General features: G+C 68.3%; 14 protein-coding genes and 2 pseudogenes. 8 read left to right on the top strand and 8 right to left on the bottom strand.

Translation table 11 applies throughout. The annotated features are described in order from the left end of the window. A partial coding sequence (locus ACFU53_RS39120; protein ID WP_384003975.1) for a hypothetical protein occupies nt 1–473 on the top strand: 473 nt, incomplete at its 5' end. An 81-nt stretch (nt 474–554) separates the two neighbouring features. Here ACFU53_RS39120 and ACFU53_RS39115 read toward each other — a convergent pair. Next, nucleotides 555–3,626 (bottom strand): NACHT domain-containing protein, encoded by a 3,072-nt coding sequence (locus ACFU53_RS39115; protein WP_384003973.1) that lies wholly within the window; start codon nt 3,624–3,626, stop codon nt 555–557. Nucleotides 3,627–3,860: 234 nt separating this feature from the next. Continuing rightward, a complete protein-coding gene (locus ACFU53_RS39110) occupies nt 3,861–5,138 on the bottom strand; it encodes an IS701 family transposase (RefSeq protein WP_384003972.1) in 1,278 nt (425 codons plus the stop codon). A 419-nt stretch (nt 5,139–5,557) separates the two neighbouring features. On the opposite strand from ACFU53_RS39110, the gene ACFU53_RS39105 reads away from it, so the two are divergent. From ACFU53_RS39105 to ACFU53_RS39095, 3 genes are read left to right on the top strand one after another with little or no spacing between them, the layout of a single operon-like run. Beyond that, nucleotides 5,558–6,211, top strand: coding sequence for an aspartyl/asparaginyl beta-hydroxylase domain-containing protein (locus tag ACFU53_RS39105; RefSeq protein ID WP_384003969.1), 654 nt, complete (start codon nt 5,558–5,560; stop codon nt 6,209–6,211). Beyond that, nucleotides 6,208–6,432 carry a hypothetical protein gene (locus ACFU53_RS39100; RefSeq protein ID WP_384003968.1) on the top strand — a complete coding sequence of 75 codons (225 nt, stop codon included), beginning with the start codon at nt 6,208–6,210 and terminating at the stop codon, nt 6,430–6,432. The genes ACFU53_RS39105 and ACFU53_RS39100 overlap by 4 nt, the downstream gene beginning before the upstream one ends. Nucleotides 6,433–6,462: 30 nt before the next feature. Then, nucleotides 6,463–6,720, top strand: coding sequence for a nucleotidyltransferase domain-containing protein (locus ACFU53_RS39095; protein ID WP_384003966.1), 258 nt, complete (start codon nt 6,463–6,465; stop codon nt 6,718–6,720). Nucleotides 6,721–6,766: 46 nt separating this feature from the next. Here ACFU53_RS39095 and ACFU53_RS39090 read toward each other — a convergent pair whose 3' ends face one another. Both ACFU53_RS39090 and ACFU53_RS39085 read right to left on the bottom strand, forming a co-directional pair. Continuing rightward, nucleotides 6,767–7,792 carry an aminotransferase class I/II-fold pyridoxal phosphate-dependent enzyme gene (locus tag ACFU53_RS39090; RefSeq protein ID WP_384003964.1) on the bottom strand — a complete coding sequence of 342 codons (1,026 nt, stop codon included), beginning with the start codon at nt 7,790–7,792 and terminating at the stop codon, nt 6,767–6,769. After that, nucleotides 7,789–9,129, bottom strand: coding sequence for a radical SAM protein (locus ACFU53_RS39085; protein ID WP_384003962.1), 1,341 nt, complete (start codon nt 9,127–9,129; stop codon nt 7,789–7,791). Before ACFU53_RS39085 ends, ACFU53_RS39090 begins: the two co-directional genes overlap by 4 nt. A gap of 154 nt (nt 9,130–9,283) precedes the next feature. Here ACFU53_RS39085 and ACFU53_RS39080 point away from each other — a divergent pair. Continuing rightward, nucleotides 9,284–9,479 (top strand): annotated as a pseudogene (locus ACFU53_RS39080) (chaplin). 59 nt (nt 9,480–9,538) lie between these two features. Next, nucleotides 9,539–10,747 carry an IS4 family transposase gene (locus tag ACFU53_RS39075; protein WP_384003960.1) on the top strand — a complete coding sequence of 403 codons (1,209 nt, stop codon included), beginning with the start codon at nt 9,539–9,541 and terminating at the stop codon, nt 10,745–10,747. Nucleotides 10,748–11,081: 334 nt separating this feature from the next. Here the strand turns inward: ACFU53_RS39075 and ACFU53_RS39070 are convergent, their stop codons facing one another. From ACFU53_RS39070 to ACFU53_RS39055, 4 genes and pseudogenes are all read right to left on the bottom strand, one after another. Beyond that, nucleotides 11,082–11,531, bottom strand: coding sequence for a hypothetical protein (locus ACFU53_RS39070; protein WP_384003958.1), 450 nt, complete (start codon nt 11,529–11,531; stop codon nt 11,082–11,084). Between the two features lie 152 nt (nt 11,532–11,683). Beyond that, entirely contained in the window at nt 11,684–12,595 is a 912-nt protein-coding gene (locus ACFU53_RS39065; protein ID WP_384003956.1) for a helix-turn-helix domain-containing protein, read from the bottom strand. A 224-nt stretch (nt 12,596–12,819) separates the two neighbouring features. Next, a complete protein-coding gene (locus ACFU53_RS39060; RefSeq protein ID WP_384003954.1) occupies nt 12,820–13,842 on the bottom strand; it encodes a helix-turn-helix domain-containing protein in 1,023 nt (340 codons plus the stop codon). 97 nt (nt 13,843–13,939) lie between these two features. After that, a pseudogene (locus ACFU53_RS39055) lies at nt 13,940–15,443 on the bottom strand (Helicase associated domain protein); the annotation flags it as partial. A 41-nt stretch (nt 15,444–15,484) separates the two neighbouring features. On the opposite strand from ACFU53_RS39055, the gene ACFU53_RS39050 reads away from it, so the two are divergent. Both ACFU53_RS39050 and ACFU53_RS39045 read left to right on the top strand, forming a co-directional pair. Then, entirely contained in the window at nt 15,485–15,835 is a 351-nt protein-coding gene (locus ACFU53_RS39050) for a hypothetical protein (RefSeq protein ID WP_384003951.1), read from the top strand. A gap of 562 nt (nt 15,836–16,397) precedes the next feature. Next, on the top strand, nt 16,398–16,979 hold the full coding sequence (locus ACFU53_RS39045) for a hypothetical protein (protein ID WP_384003949.1): 582 nt from the start codon (nt 16,398–16,400) through the stop codon (nt 16,977–16,979). The last annotated feature ends 210 nt before the right edge of the window (nt 16,980–17,189 follow it).

The following is a 17,189-nucleotide window of genomic DNA, read 5'->3' as shown; positions in this document are numbered from 1 at the left end:
GGCGTGGGGCGGCGGCCGCGCCCTTTCTCCCGCTGGAGCCGGGGGAGTGGGACATCTCGCGCGTGCCGCTGCGCCACGACCGCGCCGTCATCGCCGCCCGCGTCCTCACCGCCCGGCTGCGCACCGCGCGCCGCACAGGCCGGCCGCTGTACGGACCGGCCGCGCACCCGCTGACCACGCCGCACAAGCAGCTGCTCCTCTGCGCCCAGGAGCAGCCGCCCACGGCGGCCCGCCCGGCGGTCGACCTCGCGGCCCTGCGCACCGACCTGGAGGCCCTGGAGCTGACCGCCGACCAGATCCGCCGGATAGGGACGGCATTCGCCACCGTCGGCGACGAAGCGCGCCGACGGGTGCGCAAGCCTGCGCACCAAGAACCGGCGCTGCCGCGCCGCGCGTGCACCAGCCAGACGAGCAAAGTGCGCACCGCCCGCACCAGCCGCGCACCGGCCAGGGTCCCCGGCGCGCCCGGATGAGGCGCACCGGCGCGGTCAGTGCGCACCGACGAGAGAACCATCATGGTCTTGGTGTGCTATCTCATGAGGTTGGTGTCGCATTCAGGTAGGTGGGTGCGGCAGTTCGTCGAGTAGATGGGCGTACGCTTCGCTGGCTGCGTGTGCGTCTATCAGGCTGTGTGCCCGGTTGACCCAGTCCTGCGACACGGGCTGTCCAGCCAGCTCCCATTGGCGTAGCACCACGGCCAGAAAGCGTTTGGTGAAGGCGGTTGCGTCAGGGTCGAAGTTGTACAGCGCCGCATGTACTGCTTCCCGGTGCACGGCCGAGAAGTTGCCAGCCGTGCACCACAGCCGGAAAAGGAGCCGTGCCCCGGAGACTGCCTCTCCGTCGGACAGGGCCACGTAGCTGGTGAGCGCCAGGCCGAGCCCGAGTTCGTCCAGCGCCTGGGCCATGTGCAGCAGCGCGTCGGTTCCGATGTCGCACTGCAGGTGGGCATCCTGCGTCACTTCGTTCGGGCTCGTGTACAGCCAGCCGGTGTAGCGCCGTATCTCGCTGTTGGGTGCGTGGCCGTAGATCCAGCGCGGGTCTACCACGCGGGCGTCGTCCGTTCTGGGTACCGGGGGCCATACCCACAGGTCGGGATCCAGGGCCTCTTCCAGTCGGACTGTGATATGGCGCCGTTCTCCCTCCCACGTCCGTTCCAGTCGCAGCCGGTCTGCCAAGGCCCGCCATTCCTCTCCATGTAACTGCGACTCCAGCAGCAGCATCGTGTTCCGCCAGGCGCTGACCGGGTCTAGCGCCTCGGGGAACAGCTCCCGCCCCGACGTCTCCTCCGCCACCACCAGCAGAAGCAGCAGCAGGTTGGCGCGATAGTAGGTTGGGGATGCCGGGGCAGGGCGTCGGCGCGGCAGGTAGGAGGCGTAGGCGGAGACGGGCCGGTCGTCCAGGGACTCGTGGAACAGCCGCAGCAGCAGTTGACGCAGTTCCTCGCGGTCCTGCAGCGGCCGCAGTGCCTCCACCAAGAACGCCACCACCGGCCCCCGTCCCGCGCAGGCGGCGAACGACAGCAGTGCGTACAGGAACGAGTCGTCGGTGCGGGAGCGCCGGGCTCGCCGAGCCTCTGTCTGCTCGGCCGTCATCAGGTCCTGGAGTTCCTGCGCGACGAGTCGGGCGACCAGGAACTCGCCGAAGGTCGCGTGCAGAAACTCATACGAGTGCAGCCGCACGTCGTCGCGGAATGCCTCCGCGCGGTGGATGAAGAAGAACCGGCCGATGGTCGTCTGCGCCCCGGTCAGTGCGGCCCGCAGCCCCGCGGACGAGGGTGCCTGCTGCGGCAGCAGCGCCTCCAGGTCCGCCTCAAGCTCGTCTTCGGTGATCCACTGTCGACCCCGGTTGAACATTCCGAAGGCGGCCACCGAGAGCCGCAGCAGTTCGTACTCGATCGCCTGCGCCAGGTCCTCGTCCGTCAGCCGCGCCTCGTGCTTGAGCAGTTCCCGGCGTGCGAACCGGGCGAGCAGCCGTTCGTACAGCTCGAAGCTGGCCAGCGTGCCCGACTCCCGCTGGTAGGCGTTGTCCTGGGCGTCGTACAGCGCCAGCATCAGCAGCAGGAGAGGCTGGCTTGCGAGGTCGGGCTGGGCCAGGGCCTGTTCAGGGGTGAGCGGGCGCAGGCCGTTGCGGCTGAAGTAGGCGGCGTTCTTGCGGTTCCACAGCTCCAGCCACTGTCCAGTCTGCGTGGCGCTGAAGGGTTCGAGCCGGACCGCGATCCCGCCGGGCGTCAGCCGGGCCCGGTCCGCGACGATGGTGCGGCTGGTGACGACGATGGCGAGCGGCCGGCCGAGCGCGGCCTCGCGCTGCTGGAAGTTCGCTACCCGTTCCAGGTAGTCGGACTGGTGCAGCCCGGTCGCTTGGAGCAGCTCGTCGAACCCGTCGAGGAGGACGACCGGCAGAGCGGGGCCGGCCGCGCGAACGACGTCCGCCCAGTCCATGGTCCGCTCGCCGGTGGCCTGTCGGATCGCGGCCTCGATTTGGTCCTGTACGCCCGTGTCTGCGGGCACGTCCCGCAGCGGGACCCGCACCACGAGGAAGTCCTCGGCGGGCAGCCGGGCCGCGAGCACCTTGGTCACAAGAGACTTACCGGCCCCGGGAAGACCGAGCAGCAGGATCGGTACCTCAGCCGCCTTGGGCGCGGTCAGGAAGCCCTCCAGAAACGAGTCCAGCCCACCGCGCACCTCGTGCCGCTGCCACCATGCCTCACTGGTCAGCCGCTCCGCCGAGCTGAACCCTGCCACCCGGAAGTCTGCGCTCACGTACGCCTCACGCAGGCTCGGGATTGTCATTCCCTCGGCGGTCTCCTCCGCTCCCAGGACCGGTGCGTCGAGCGGCAGAGCGCCGGCGCGGCGTAGGACAGTCAGACGGCCTGCCGGAAGAGCCCCGTCCAAGAGCCGCGTAACGGTTTCCTCCAAGTGGCGGACCGCGACCCGGGTCGCCCGGTGGTCAACCCGGTCGGCCCAGACCCCCACATCCGGGAAGTCCGCGGCCAGTTGACGGAACAACTCCTCGTAGCAGGTCAGTGCGGTAGCCGGGATGCGATCGCAGAGGATCGCGCGCACATCCTCACGCGCTGATGGTGAGAGCCGGTCCCAGACCGCCAGACCGGAAACGTAGGTCCCCATATGCCCTGACATGGAAGCATAGAAGCTACGCAGCTCGGTCAGGGTCGTCTCATACGGCTCGTGCGGCGAGGGCAGCGGCAAGTGCGAGCGCAGAAGGTGGTCAGCGACGGCGGTGAGGCGGCGAGACTCGGGGACGTTACCGGTGGCGAACCGCACGGAGTCGGTCCGGGAAATGTCGAGTTCCCGGACATCGAAGGGCAGCCGCACCTGGCCCATCGCGTCGCTGTAGGCGGCCACGACGATGACCGCGTGGGCGGCGGCCAGGCGCTCCGTGCGCTCGAACCGACCCAAGCCCTGGATTCGTTCGGCAGTGCTCGACACCAATAAGCGGCTGAGTTGGGCCAGTTGGGCGTCGGCTCCGAAGAGCGAGAGGACCAGTTCGGGTGCCGGCCCGACAGCGGTCGTAAGGGCGCCGCCCACCACACGGTCCAGTGCGTCGAGTACTGGCCCGTTCCCCCCGAGCAGTCGTACGGCATCGGCGTAACGCAATGGTCCTGGCATCCCCCCGTACCCCCCTTGGGAACCAGAATGCCTGCACCAACGCCGACGGACTACAGCGCGTCGTCTCCGCTGAGGCAGCGGATCGCTTTGGCTCGGTTCTGCGGTGGAACCAACGTCATGAGACACCACATCTAGTAGGACTCCGTTAGGTTGCTCTGGTTCTTGGGTGTGGGCTGGTGGTGGCTGTTCTGGGCAGGGGGCGGTGGCAGGTGGTGCAGGTGCCGGTCCAGCAGTTCAGCAGGTCCTGAATGGTGTCGAGGATCTGGTAGAGGGTGAGTCCGCCGTATCGGCTTTTGGGGCCAGGCGCTGTTCGGTGAGGAACGCGTGGGCGGCGGTGACCAGGGTGACGGGATGATGCCAGCCTGCCCAGGAGCGTCCTTCGAAGTGGTCCAGGCCGAGGCCGTGCTTGAGTTCGCGGTAGTCGTGCTCGATGCGCCAGCGGATCTTGGCCAGGCGCACCAGTTCGGCCACCGGGGTGCCGTCGGGCAGGTTCGACAGCCAGTAGTCGGTGGGTGCTTCGGCGCCTTCGGGCCATTCGGCCAGCAGCGTGACCTCGGGCAGGACACCGTCCCACAAACCCTCCTGCGCGGTGGCGGCGGCCTGGGCCAGGCGGCGGGACCTGACCCCGGCCGGCCGCACCCGCAGTGCCAGAAACCGCGAGTGCATCGGCCCGCGGGAGCCTTCACGCCAGGTCACCTCGGTGAACGCCTGTCGCCCGTGACCAGCGGCCAGAACGGACACCGAGGAGGGCTTGTCCCGGTAGCGGGGCCGCGGCCTGCGGCCGTTCCCGGACCACGCCGGGGCCGTGGGCTGCGCGTCATGGGGGTGCACGGACACGTCCGAACGGACCGCCACGACATAGCCGATGCCCCGCTCGCTCAGGCCGTCGCGGAAGTCGGCGTTCTGCCCATAGCCGGCGTCGGCCACCACCACCGGCGGCACCAGCCCCCACCCGGCCAACTCGTCGAAGGTGTCCAGAGCCAGGCGCCACTTCTCCCGGTGCCCGACCCCATCGGGCACCTGGCAGCGACGCCGGCGGTCGGCGTCGCCGTCCCACTCCCCGGGCAGGAACAGCCGCCACTGAAGCGGGACGGAGGCGGCATCGGTCACCGCGTGCACGCTGACCGCCACCTGACAGTTCGCCTGCTTGCCCAAGGCCCCGCAGTACTGGTGCGCGACGGCGACCGACATCTTCCCGTCCTTGGGAAACGACACGTCGTCGACCGCCCACGCATCCGGGCCGATTCTCGGCACCATCCGCTGGGCGATCCGCCGCCGCACCGGCACCGGATCCCACGTCGACTGGTTCACGAACTGCTGCAGGTTCTGCTCGTTGCCGTCCAGCAGCCGCGCAGCCATGGCCTGGATGGACTTGCGGCGACCATCCACCATCAGTCCCCGCAGATAGCAGTCGCTCTTGGCCCGCTGGTCCTTGCGAGGCACCGAGGAGAACACGTCAGCCACGAATAACGCCAACGTCGCCCGGGCACGGTTCACTTCATGTGCGTCCACACACCCACCATGCCGCTGAACACCACCGACCGAAAGACCTAACGGAGTCCTACTAGCTCCTGGACGCCGTGCGTCTCGGACCCGAGGACGACGTCGCCGAGGTCACTGCCGCCCAGCTCCGCCGGGTGGTCGAGGACCTGATCGAGATGGGCCGTTGGCACTGCACGGCCAGCAGGTAGGCCAGCGGGTGGCGTTCGGCAGCGTCAGTGGTCACGGACCCATCCCTTTCGCGGGCGCGGACGACACCAGTCTTCCGGCTCCCGGCGGGCAGGGGAAGGCCGCCCGAGGCGAACGGCAACCGGCGGCAACCACCCGCAACAGGCGGCAACGCCCCTGCCCTGTGACGCAGTTCGCGCCTGCGGTGTCCTTGCACGGCTGCCCGACAAGGCCGCGCTTCGACGACGTGTCAGGAGGACCCGATGGCGACCACATTCCCCGCAGCCGTCACGGCGGCGCAGACCGGCCCCCGGCGGGCGGAGGTGCTTGACCAGGTCGCCCGGCTGGCCGACCTGGAGGAGTCCGCGATCGAGCAGATGCGGGCTGAGGCGCTGGGAGCGCCGACGCGCGGCGTCGTCGCGTACGGCGAGTACCAGTCCGGCGGCTGGTGGACCACGTCGCTGATGAACCACTCCGACTCCGGTGACCCGCACGACGTCGTCATCGGCGACGGCCGCCCCCAGCCCACCTCCCTGCTGGAAGAGATGCCGGCCACCGCGCGGTTCCTCGACTCGCTGGGGCTGAACTTCATGTACGTGCGCCTGGCCCGACTGGAGCCGCACTCCTACCTGTGGGAACACCGCGACTACGCGGAACTGTGGGAGACCGACCGGCACCGCCTGCACATCCCGCTCGTCACCAACCCCTCCGCCGTCCTGGTCACCGCCGGCGCCCGGGTGCACATGGCGGCCGGGGCGCTGTGGCGGCTGACGCCCTCGCAGGCCCACGGAGTCTGCAACACCACAGGCCCGGACCGGCTCCACCTGATCGCCGACGTCTACGCGGACGACGCCTATGAGTCCCTCGCCGCCCGCCGCACCTGCGCGACGGGGACGCGACGGACCTGCCGGAGATGACGACGGCGGAGCGGGCCGGGCTGCTGGAACGAGCCGGACAGCTCGCGGAGTTCGGCTTCACCGGCGCGGCGGAACAGACGCTGCTGCGCGCCTTCTACACCTACGCCCTGCCGGAAGGCGGCGCGTACGACCTGATCGCCGAACTCCACGCGGGCCGCCGCGCGGACGCCGACGTGAGCCGGTGGCGGGCGGCGAAAGCGCACTTGCTCGCCCGCCCCTGACCCCGGCCCCTTCACCTGAGAGGACACCGCATGCCCACCGCCGTTCTTCCGCCCACCGAACTGACACCGCTGGAGGAGCTGGCTCACGCTCACCGGCCTGCGCAGCTCGCTGTCCTGGGCGACCTGGTCCAGGCCCTGTCGGCCACCACGGCCGTGACGCACCTGCTGGTGCGCGGGTCGCTCGCCACCGGCACCGCGGACCGGTTATCCGACGTAGACCTGGTCGTCGCCGTCCGCGACGACCGGCTGCCCGCCCTGATGGACAGTCTGGACGCGCTGAACTCCTGATCGTAGAAGTCCGCATCGTCGTATACGGCCAGGTCCTTCAGGTCCTTCAGTGGTTTCGTCGTGCCACTGCCGGCGTCGGGCGGAAAGCGTCAGCAAGGCTGGTCAGGATGGAGCCGGACCAGCTGTTCTCCCCGAACACGCTGACCGGCGTGGCGAGCACGCCGCACTCGCGCTGGAGCGTCTGCGCTGGGATTTCAACCGGGAAGAAGTAGTTGCCGGGACAAGTCCGGCTTGCCGTGGGAATCGCCCCGAGCACTTCGTCCGGCAGCCGTTCGAACAGCCGCTCAGCCCGTGCGGCCAGTTCATCGACGACTTGCCGGGGCACGTCGCTGTGCTCGGTCAGCAGACGGTCGGCGAGTCTCAGCTGTGGCGACGTCGGCGGATCCGCCCGGAACGCTTCGGTCAATTCGGCTTGCGCCGAACCCAGCAGGACCACGCCGAACGTGCGTGGCCACAGCCATCCCTTGGTGACCGAATGCAGCAGGACCGCACAACCGGTGTCCAGCAATCGCCGTGTGCCGGCAGCGAACGGGGCTCCCAGGTCGTAGACGCTGTCGATCAGCAGGCGGCGGCGTGGTGATTCCCGCAACCACGAAATCACCGCGGCGCACTCGGCATCGGACAGGTATCGGCCGAGCGGCTTGCTGGGGTTGGCGAGCAGCAGGTATTCGGGCCGGTGGTCCGCCGGCGACCTCGGCAGGGCCGGCGCCGGCAGCGTCGGGTAGGACGCGGGTTCCAGGCCCGCAGCGCGGGCCAGCTCGAAGTAAACCGGGTACACGTCGCTGGGCAGCCACAACCGCGCTTGCACGGCGCGCAGCCAGTGGAAGACCACACCGAGCCCGTGCCGGATGCCTCGACAGACCATGGCGTGGCCGGACCACTCTTCCGGCAGCTCGAAGCGCCGCAGCCAGGCACGGGCGAGATCGCACCGGTGCACCGTACTCATGTCGGTCGGTGGTTCCGGTCGCATCGGAGCAAGCGCCCGGTACACGTTGGTCTCGGCGGCGTCCAGAAGCGATGAGGAAGCACTGAGTTGCCGCTGCCGGAATTCCTGGAACTCCTCGAACCTCATGCCGCTGCACCTTCCGGCACGATCTCGCTGGCCCGGTCTTCCAGGGAGGCGTAGCAGCGTCCGTCGGCCATGACGTTCCAGCTGCGTGCGATCCCGCTGGTCCGTTCCCAGAGCAGGCTGGGCTCGGTGTAAGCGGCGATCCGCATCGGCCGTCCGTCCCAGCTGCCGTGGTAGACCGGCGCGCCCCAGGGCAGGCGGCTCGCCAGTTCGAAGCCGTGCTGCTCGGCGAACCGGGTGACGATGGACAGCGAAACCTGGTGCTGTCGGCTCCAGACGTTGGCGGCGCGGTCGAAGTAGAGCGACTCGGTGCTGGTGGATACGTAGAGTTCTTTGAAGCAGACTTCCTCGATACCGAGAGCCGCGGCCCACGAAAGGTAGTCGGCGACCTGGGCCGCGTCGGCGACGCCGCCGTGCTGGAGCACGCAGATCAGCCTCATCCGCAGCCCCGGCCAGCGGTCACGTTCCACGCGCCAGGTGTCGATCACAGAGCTCACCGGTGTGCGCAGCATCATCAGCCGCTCGCTGACGGCGTCGTCGTGATGGTGCCGGGAGACCGCCAGCACGCTCAGGCCTGCGGCGCTCAGGGCTGCGAGGCGGTCGGCCCGGTCAGCGTGTTGGCCTTTCGCCAGGGTGTGCGCGTTGGTGATCAGGACGACCTTGGGGAAGGCCGCCGAGCAGGCGGACACCAGTCGCAGCTGCTGTTCGAACGGTATGAGCGTGGGCTCCCCGCCGCCGGTGATCACTGCCCGCTCGGCACCCGCCGCACGGGCGCGCTCCAGCCAGTGGGCGACCGCGTCCCACGGGACGCGTGCCGGCGCTTGGTCGCTGGAGATCGAAGCCGAGGAGAAGCAGAACGAGCACCGGGCTTGGCAGGCGGAGGCGACCGGCAGAAGCGAAACCGAGCGCGGTCGCGTGTCGGCGTAGCGACGCTGTGCCGATCCGTGCAGGTGCAGGGAGGCCGCCATCGCATCCTCGACGGTTGTCGGGCGCAGAGTGAATTCGTCGCCTACTTGGTCGAGCTCGTGGACTGCTGACAACCGGATGCGAGCCTCGTGCAGTTCCATGCCGAGGCCGGTCGACACGTTGGGCACCAGCTTGTCGGGGTCCACCATGGTTTCCAGCACCAGCAGCCGGTCGCCCGGAATGGCCAGACGGTCCAGCAAGCGTCGCGCCTTGCCGATGCCGATTCCCAACTCCGCACGGGTCAGCAGGTGGAACCGGTCGGGATAGGTACTCTCCGGAATCCCCGCCTTACCGTAAGCGTACGCGTACTTGTCGAAGCCCTTCGCGAAGTTCGACAGCACGATGACGTGGAAGCGCTGGTCGCTATGGTTCATCCCGTCATCATGCATGAACGGGTCCCAGGCGACATGGGCCGAACTGCAGGCGGAACGCGGTGTCCCGATCCGATCCGTCGTCAACGACACGCCTCGCCCTGTCGCGGTCTACGACACGGCCACCGGTGACCTGGAGACCGTTGACCAGCCCGGTGTGGCCGCGGACCTGCCCTTGGTCACGAGCATCCGATCGCACCCCGATGCCAATGCTGACGGCGCCGCGATCGGTTCTCCCGGAGTCCTCAGTGGGAACGTGCTCCAGGTTCCGTCAATGTGCCGATCAACGTCTGCGGTAATACGGGCGACGTCATCGCGCTGTGAACCCGGCGTTCGGCAACACCCTGCGTTAGCCTCAATACCAGTGACTTAAGTATCGGGGCTGATAGCGTGGCGTCCGGGAGGCGCCTGGATGCCACGCCCTGGGCAGGTCAAGTCGGAGACGGATGAGCGATTGTCGGACCGGATCGCGGTCGGGCTGCTGACGCGTACGTTTCCGCCGGAGTTGGTGGACCGTGTGGTTGCCGAGTGCGGTCGCTCGGGACAGCGCACTCGGCTGCTGCCGCCGCGGGTGGTGGTCTACTTCGTGCTGGCGATGTGCTTGTTCTCCGGGCAGGGGTACGAGGAGGTCGCGCGACTGCTCACGCAGGGCCTGACCTGGGCGAAACGGTGGTCGGGCTCGTGGCAGGTACCGACTACGGCGGCGATCTCGCGGGCGCGGGTGAAGCTGGGGCCGGAGCCGCTGAAGGCATTGTTCGCTGCGGTTGCCCGGCCGTTGGCGACCGAGGAGACCCGGGGTGCCCGATACGGGCGGTGGCGGCTGGTGGCGATCGACGGCACGGTCTTCGACACACCGGACAGTGAGGCGAACGCCGCGCACTTCGGGCGGCCGAAGACCCATCGCACCGAGCGGTGTGCCTATCCGCAGGTGCGGATGGTGGCCCTGGCCGAGTGCGGCACCCATGCCATCACCGCCGCCGCCCTGGGGCCGCTGTCATCATCCGAACCGGCCCTGGCCCGCAGCCTGTTCGGCCATCTCGACGAGGGCGATCTGCTGCTGGCCGACCGCGGGTTCAGCGGTCTGGAGCTGTGGCGGGCGGCCTCGGCCGGCGGCGCGGACCTGCTGTGGCGGATCCGCTCCCACCAGGTGCTGCCGGTGCGCGAGGAACTTCCCGACGGCTCCTACCTGTCGGAGATCGTCGCCGAGAAGGACCACCGCAAACGCACCGACCCCACGACCGTGCGGGTCGTCGAGTACCCCCTGCAAGGCCCCGGATTCCCCGAACAGGACGCTCCCTACCGGCTGATCACCACGATCCTCGACCCCGAGGCCGCGTCCGCCACCGACCTGGCCACCCTCTACCACGAACGATGGGAGATCGAGACCGCACTGGACGAGCTCAAGGCCCACCAGCGCGGCCCCGCCCAGGTCCTTCGCTCACGCTCACCCGACGGCGTCGAACAGGAGATCTGGGGCCATCTGTTGGTCCACTACGCCATCCGCAGCCTGATGCACGACACCGCGGACGCCGCCCGACTCGACACCGACCGGCTCTCCTTCACCCGCAGCATCCCTCTCGCACGCCGCCAGGTCACCGCGCAGGCGGCCTTCTCCCCCTGACCGCCTGGCAACGGCCCTCACCGAGGGCCTGCGGGAGATAGCCCGGCGCCTGCTGCCCCTCCGCCGAAGGCGCTTCAACCCCCGTGTCATCAAACGCAAGATGTCCAACTTCGGCGTCAAACGCGACGAACACCGACGCCCGCCACAGCCCGACCGGAGCCCGGCCGAGGCCGTGACCATCGCCCCGCACTGGCGCACAGCCTCGATCAACCCACCGACCAAGATCCCACGCAGCTGGGATTCAATCCCTTAAGTCACTGGTATTGAGGCTAACGGAACGCTATGAGCGGCCAACCCGACCGCGCTCCGCTACGGCCAATACAAGTCGGGAACCTCAGTTAGGCACAGTGGACCAAACGGTTCGGGATCCTGAGCAGTAGCCAACATGGATACTACCGTCGGCCTTCCTGACCAGGATGCATTCCTGAAGGTAAAGGACGCGCAAGCTGGAGGCGAAGTTGAACTCACCGATGGCCACGTTCGCGCCGTAGCCTTTGGTGTTCCAGACCTCTTCGTACCGTATGCCGCCGTCCGCGTACCACGCCTCAATCCTGAAGGCTGCGCCCTTCCCGTCGTTATTCCCGGTGTCTGTTAGCGTGCCGTTCAGGTGCCAGCGGCCGTCCGAGGCCTGCCAAATTTCTCCCCTGGCCCAGGCGCCGGCGATGTCCCCCTCCCAGCCGGTGAGGTCGTAGTGCCCTCCGGCCGCACTGGCAGGCGCGGTGGCCAGCGCCAGCAAGGCGGGGACGGCTGCTAGGGCTAGGGCAATCCTGGTTCTGAACCTCATCGTTCTCCTACTTCTTGATCGTGGCCGGTTCGCGATGACGGTTTGTATTCGTCCCGCTGCCAACCGGTCTTTCACTTCTGGCGTGAGCATGCCTGACAAGTTCACCTGGTTGTTGGCATTGCGTGCACGGTTGTTGGCACTCAGCGCACCGCCTACACCCCGCGGTGCTGGGCTTGGTGGCGGTGGTCGCGTGGGGTGGTGCCGTACAGCGCCTTGAAGGCGCGGCTGAAATGTGTCGACTCCGGGAAGCCCCAGCGTGCGGCGATCGCGCTGATGGACCGGGCGTTGAGGCGGGGGTCGGCCAGGTCGCGGTGGATGTGTTCCAGTCTGCTGCGGCGTATGCCGTCGGCGATCGTCGTCGCCTGGCCCTGGTAGAGCTGGTGGAGGTAGCGGACGGAGATCTGGTGGGCGGCGGCGATGGCAGCCGGTGTGAGGCCGGGATCGGCTAGGTGTTGCTGGATGAACGCGTTGACCCGTGTGCGCAGGACGGTTTGCTGTGTTTCGGGCGGCAGGAGGTTCTCGGTCCGGGCGGCCTGGGCGAGCATGGCGCTGAGCAGGTCCAGGGTGACGCCTGCCAGGCGGGGCGCGTCGCATTCTTCGTACTGGGGCGCGTGGTTCATCAGGTCGGTGAGGTAGTGGCGGAACAGTGCGCCGATGCCTGTCTGTCCCTGGATGCGGGTCAGGGTGAGCCGGTCGAGGGTGTTGGAGTGCAGGGGCAGTTTGTCCCGGGGTATCTGCACGATCAGTGAGGAGACGTCGGGGCGGTCATGGGCGGCGGTCCAGGCGTGGCAGGGCCGGGAGGAGTCGTAGAGCACCAGATCGCCCTCGCCGACGTCGACGTGCCGGCCCGACTGGCTGAGTCCGACCTCCCGGACGGTGAGCCACAGCTGGAACACCTCCGGATCACTTTGCCGGATCATCGCCGGGGTCCGGCGCGCGTGCATGGGCGGGTAGCTTTGCGCGAAGGTCTGGATGTCGCCCAGGTTCAGTGCCTGGGAGCTGGCGAGGAAGTCATCCAGGTGATCGCTGGCCATCGTGGTGCGAAAGTGGGCCTGGGAGATCATTGCTTCCCAGCGGTTGAATCGTTCGGTTCCCGACAGGTGTTCCGTCGAAAACGCCGTCCAGATCATTGACCCGCCAGTCCTCTCTCCTGAGAGCCCGATTTCTGCAGCCCGGTGCAGGGACGCCCGCAGACGCCCCGATTACCCAGTCAACCGACCGCAAATGCAGGACCAGACAGTCGATTGCGCGCAGGCTGCAGCCGCCGGTATTTTCTGCTACCTGGGCATCAGATCGCCGGTCCCCTGGATGCCCGGAGTTGGCGGTCGGTGCACTGTTTGCCGTGGAGCACCTCTTGCCGATACGTGCTCGGCGGGATCCCGTAGGCTCTGCGGAATGCGCGGGTGAATTCGGAAGCGTGGACATAGCCCCAGCGTGCGGCCAGGAAGCCGATGGGTTTGTCGGACAGTTGCAGATCGGCGAGGTCCCGTCGGCAGCCCTCCAGGCGCCGCTGCCGGATCCACGCGCTCACGGTCACGCCTTGAGCCTGGAACAGCCGGTGCAGGTACCGCACGGATATGTGGTGGGAGGCCGCGATCGCGCCGGGCGACAACTGCGGGTCGCCCAGGTTGCGTTCGATGAAGGAGTGGATACCGGCCATCAGCGACTGCCGGCGGCTCTCGGGTGGAACGCTGTCTTCGGTGTCGGTGTGGTGCGCGAGGAACGCGGTGATCAGGTCCACGGTGAGCCCGCCCAGTCGCATGGCGTCCTGCGGCCGACAGGAGTCGGACTCAGGTGACAGGCGCATCAAGAACTGTGACAGGAGGGCCCCCATGCCGTTGCCGCCCGGCAATGGCGCACCGAGGAGGCGGTCCACCTTCGCCGCAGGGAGAGGGATCGCCGCACGGGGCACGTTAACGACGATCCCCTCGACTGCACCGCCGCCGTCGGAGAAGGCCGAGGCGTCGCTCGGGTGCGAGCTGTCGTACAGCAACAGATCCCCGACTCCCACTGACGCGTCACGCCGGCAACGGGAGATGCTCTGCCAGCCTCTCAGTGTCAGGGCCAGGTGGTACAGCTCGGGATCGGAGCGACGCACCAGCGCCGGCGTGCGACGCGAGCGCAACGACGGATACGACAGCACCGACACCTGAGCGGCCCCAAGCTCCAGCAGCCGGAAGCAAGCGCGGAAGTCGTCGGCGTGGTCGCTGGTGATCTCCGTGGGCGTGAGCGTCTGTGACGTCATCTCCCGCCACCACGCGAAGCGATCGGCTACCGGTAAGTCCTCACTGCGCAACACGGTCTCGATCACCTGACCACCCCCTCCCATCATGTCCTCATCAAGCCATCGAAGGGTAGGGCGGCCGGCCCTGTGCGTACGGCGAGAAAGACCATGACGGACAGGCCGTTCATACCCATTCCACGCCCAGTTCGGTTAGTACGGCTCGCTGCTCGGGGGCAAGCTTGTCACGACGGCTCTTGGTGTTGGGCACCCATACGCCCAGCTTCACGACTGCCAGCGCGGCCTCGCCCTCCATTGGGATCTCTTCTGCGTGGGTCCTGGGGACGCGGTGGTGGCCTTCGGCGGGCGATGTACTGGGCGAGGGCAACTGCTCCCCGCTGGAACGCCTGTTCTGCCCTGCTCGGGCCCTTCGTCGTACGCTTCGCTGACGGGGCGGGAGACGGTGCCTCCAGTGGTTGTACGCCCAGCTGGGACAGCCGTTCCTGCTGCTCGGTGGACAGCTGCGCCCAGGTGGCCGGCTGCTTCTGTCGCTCCAGCCACCGCCCGATGTCGTCACCGTCCATCAGCACGCCGGGCTGGATCTCGGGCAGGACGCCGTCGGCGTCGACGAGGTCGGCGAGGACGCGGTAGTGGCGTTGCCAGTCCAGCGGCCACGGGCAGTCCCAGTCGGGGTCGATCGCCGTCAGCTGCTGCGCGCGTTCCGCCGCCCGCTCGGCATCCTTGCCGAGGCCGCCCTTCCGCCTGAGATTGGCCGCATGCTGCCCGATGGGCACCATCGCGTCGCCCTCGCCCCAGACCGCGTCCTGGCGCGGGGCCAGGCGCCCGGTGGTCCGCCGGTAGGACCGCAGCGCGGCGAGTTTGGTCTCCCAGGCTTCCTCGCCCGGCTCCCACACCATCTCGGCTTCGGGGGCGTCCAGCAGCTCCTTGCGCCGCGGCTCCAGCTCCCCGGCCAGCAGCGCCTTCCGCTGCTGGTGGACCCATCGCCCAAGCGGAAATTCTTTCGTCACCCCGACTTCGACCTCCACGTCGTAGGGAACGGCGTAGAGCCCAGTGATCTCGTTCTCCGCCCGCCAGCGCAGCAGGGCCTGGTAGCCCTCCAGCCACACCAGTGACTCCGGCCGGTAGACCCGGGTGCGCAGGAAAGCGGCGATCGTCGCCGCATCCCGGGGAGTGGAGAGGTGGAGCAGGGCTGATTCGGCGGCGGCCTGGGTGGCGTCGTGCTCCTGGTCCTCGCCGTCGCCTTCGCCGTCTGCGCCGACGATCCGGCCCTCCTCATCGCGCTGCACGTGGACCTTGCGGGCGTGCTTGCCCCGACTGAGGGCGCGGGAGGCGAGCTGCTCGACAAGTCGTTCATCATGACTGCGTAGGCCCTGCAGAACGGCTACAAGGGGGCGGAACGAGGCGCTGGCGACCATGTCGGTCGGGTCCTCGTTCGGCTCCAGGAAGATCGGCACGATGATCCTGGCCACCTTGGTGGAGCCGTCGCGATTCAAGCGGAGCGCGCGGCCGATGTTCTGCACGATCTCCACCTGCGAGCCGCGGGTGTCGGCGAAGCAGATCGCCTCCACCCCGCGGTCGCCCGTGATGTCGACGCCTTCCCCGAGGACCCGCACGGAGGCGAGGAACGCCCTGTGCACACGCCGGTTGTTGGCGTCGATGCCGTTGGCGAATATCGGCAAGTTCGGATATTCGACCGTGCGGAATAGCGTCCGTGAACTCACCGCGGGGTGGTGGGCTGGAGGACTGGCGCGACTGGCCCCAGTTCGTCGACGACGGCAGCCTGCTCGGTTTCGGCCACGACCCCGTGTCACCGGTTGCGGAGCGCTTCGGCGACACCGTCCGGCTCACTGTCAACGCCGAGCAGAGCGACAGTCCGGTGATCGAGCTGTCCGTCGCCGAGCTCCGCCACCTGCTCGCCGGTGCCGAGCGCGCCTTGGCCGACTTCCTGACGGTGGCAGCCGATTGGGCCTCCAGGCACCTGCCTGGCCACTGCGCTCCCGTCACAGCTGCCCTCGCCCGCGTTCTCGACCTTCCCTCGCCGGCCATACCGCCGGGGGCGTAGGTCGGCGGACTTGGCTTCGCCGGCCAAGGCGGGACGCTGGATTGTCATCGTGTACGACGCAGTGAGCATGTTCGCGGGTACCTGCCTGGACACCGACGCGTACGCCGGCAGATGGCTGTGCGACGTCGGGGCAAATGCCTGTTCTGGCATCAATACACTCCTCTCATCAGCGCGTACGTTCGGGTGCTGCGGCCGAAAGCAGGGGGATGAGGTGTCGACGGTCGACATGCTGAGGGTCTGGAAGCCGTCTGCAACGGAACTCTGGGCGGGACGACGCCCTCTGTGGTGGACCGCTGGCCCGACGGGGGAGCTGGCTGTTCTGCTCGTCCATCGGCAGTACCTACGCCGAAGCCGCTACGTGAAGGGTTGGGTGGGATGGGGCCCGCAGGTCCCATTCGATGCGGCGCTCGTGATTCGCCAGGCTGACGGGTCGCTTCAACGTCGACCGATCAAGGACGCCCCGGTCAGGCCGAGCCACATCGCTCTTCTCCCAGAGTCCCGACTCCTCATAGCAAGCGGTCGGGCGCGCAAGGAGGAGTCGGGAGCGTGGGGCCCGAACGCTGTGGTGTTCTCTCTGGAAAGTGGTGAACAAGAGGCCACCTTCTGCATCGGCGACGACATCCCTGCTCTGGTGACCGATCGCGGGGGATCGATCTGGACGGCTTACGGAGACGAAGGCATCTACGGAGGGCATCCGGAGTCTGCAGCCGGTCTTGCCGGCTGGAGTGCCGACGGTCGGGCAACCTGGGCTCCGGAAGGTCGCCTTCCTGACGTGCCTTTGGAGGGATGCACCGCTGCCACCGAGGGGGACCGGGTCTGGCTGATCTGGTATTCGGGCAGTCGGCGGGGAGGCACGTTCTTGACGCGGATCACCCCGTCGACCGGTGAGGTGACCAGTTGGCCCAGCCCCGTGCGTGACCCGGACGGGTTCGCCGTGCGGGACCATCGAGCGGTCCTGACCAAGCGCGTTCACAACCAGAGGTCAACCGAAGTGGTGCGAGCTGAGTTGGATGGTGATGCCTGGAGTGTGACCGAGCGGCGCAAGGTTCGAGTGCCCGGACGGGTGGTCATGCGCTGCGGTCAGGGTCGTGACGGTCTTCTGTGGCTTCGCGCTGGCGACACGTGGCTTCGCACCGAAGCCTGATAGCACTGCAGCTCATGATCGACGGGCCACCTCGGCTGCGTAGGCCATTCTGACCGCGCCGGCAGACCATCGTTCGGCCGCCATTCTTGAGCCAGGCCAGGAAGAGCACGGCCTTAGACCGACCGGCAATAGGCGGCTGCTGTAGGCCCAGCCGGCGGGGTCGATGCAGTGCGGGCACGGGTCCACGTGATCATGGAGTTCTCTACGCTC

The sequence above is a fragment of the Streptomyces sp. NPDC057474 genome (assembly GCF_042802555.1).
GTDB lineage: Bacteria > Actinomycetota > Actinomycetes > Streptomycetales > Streptomycetaceae > Streptomyces.
Note: the sequence above shows the minus strand (reverse complement) of the source record. Positions and strands in the feature narration are given on the sequence as shown.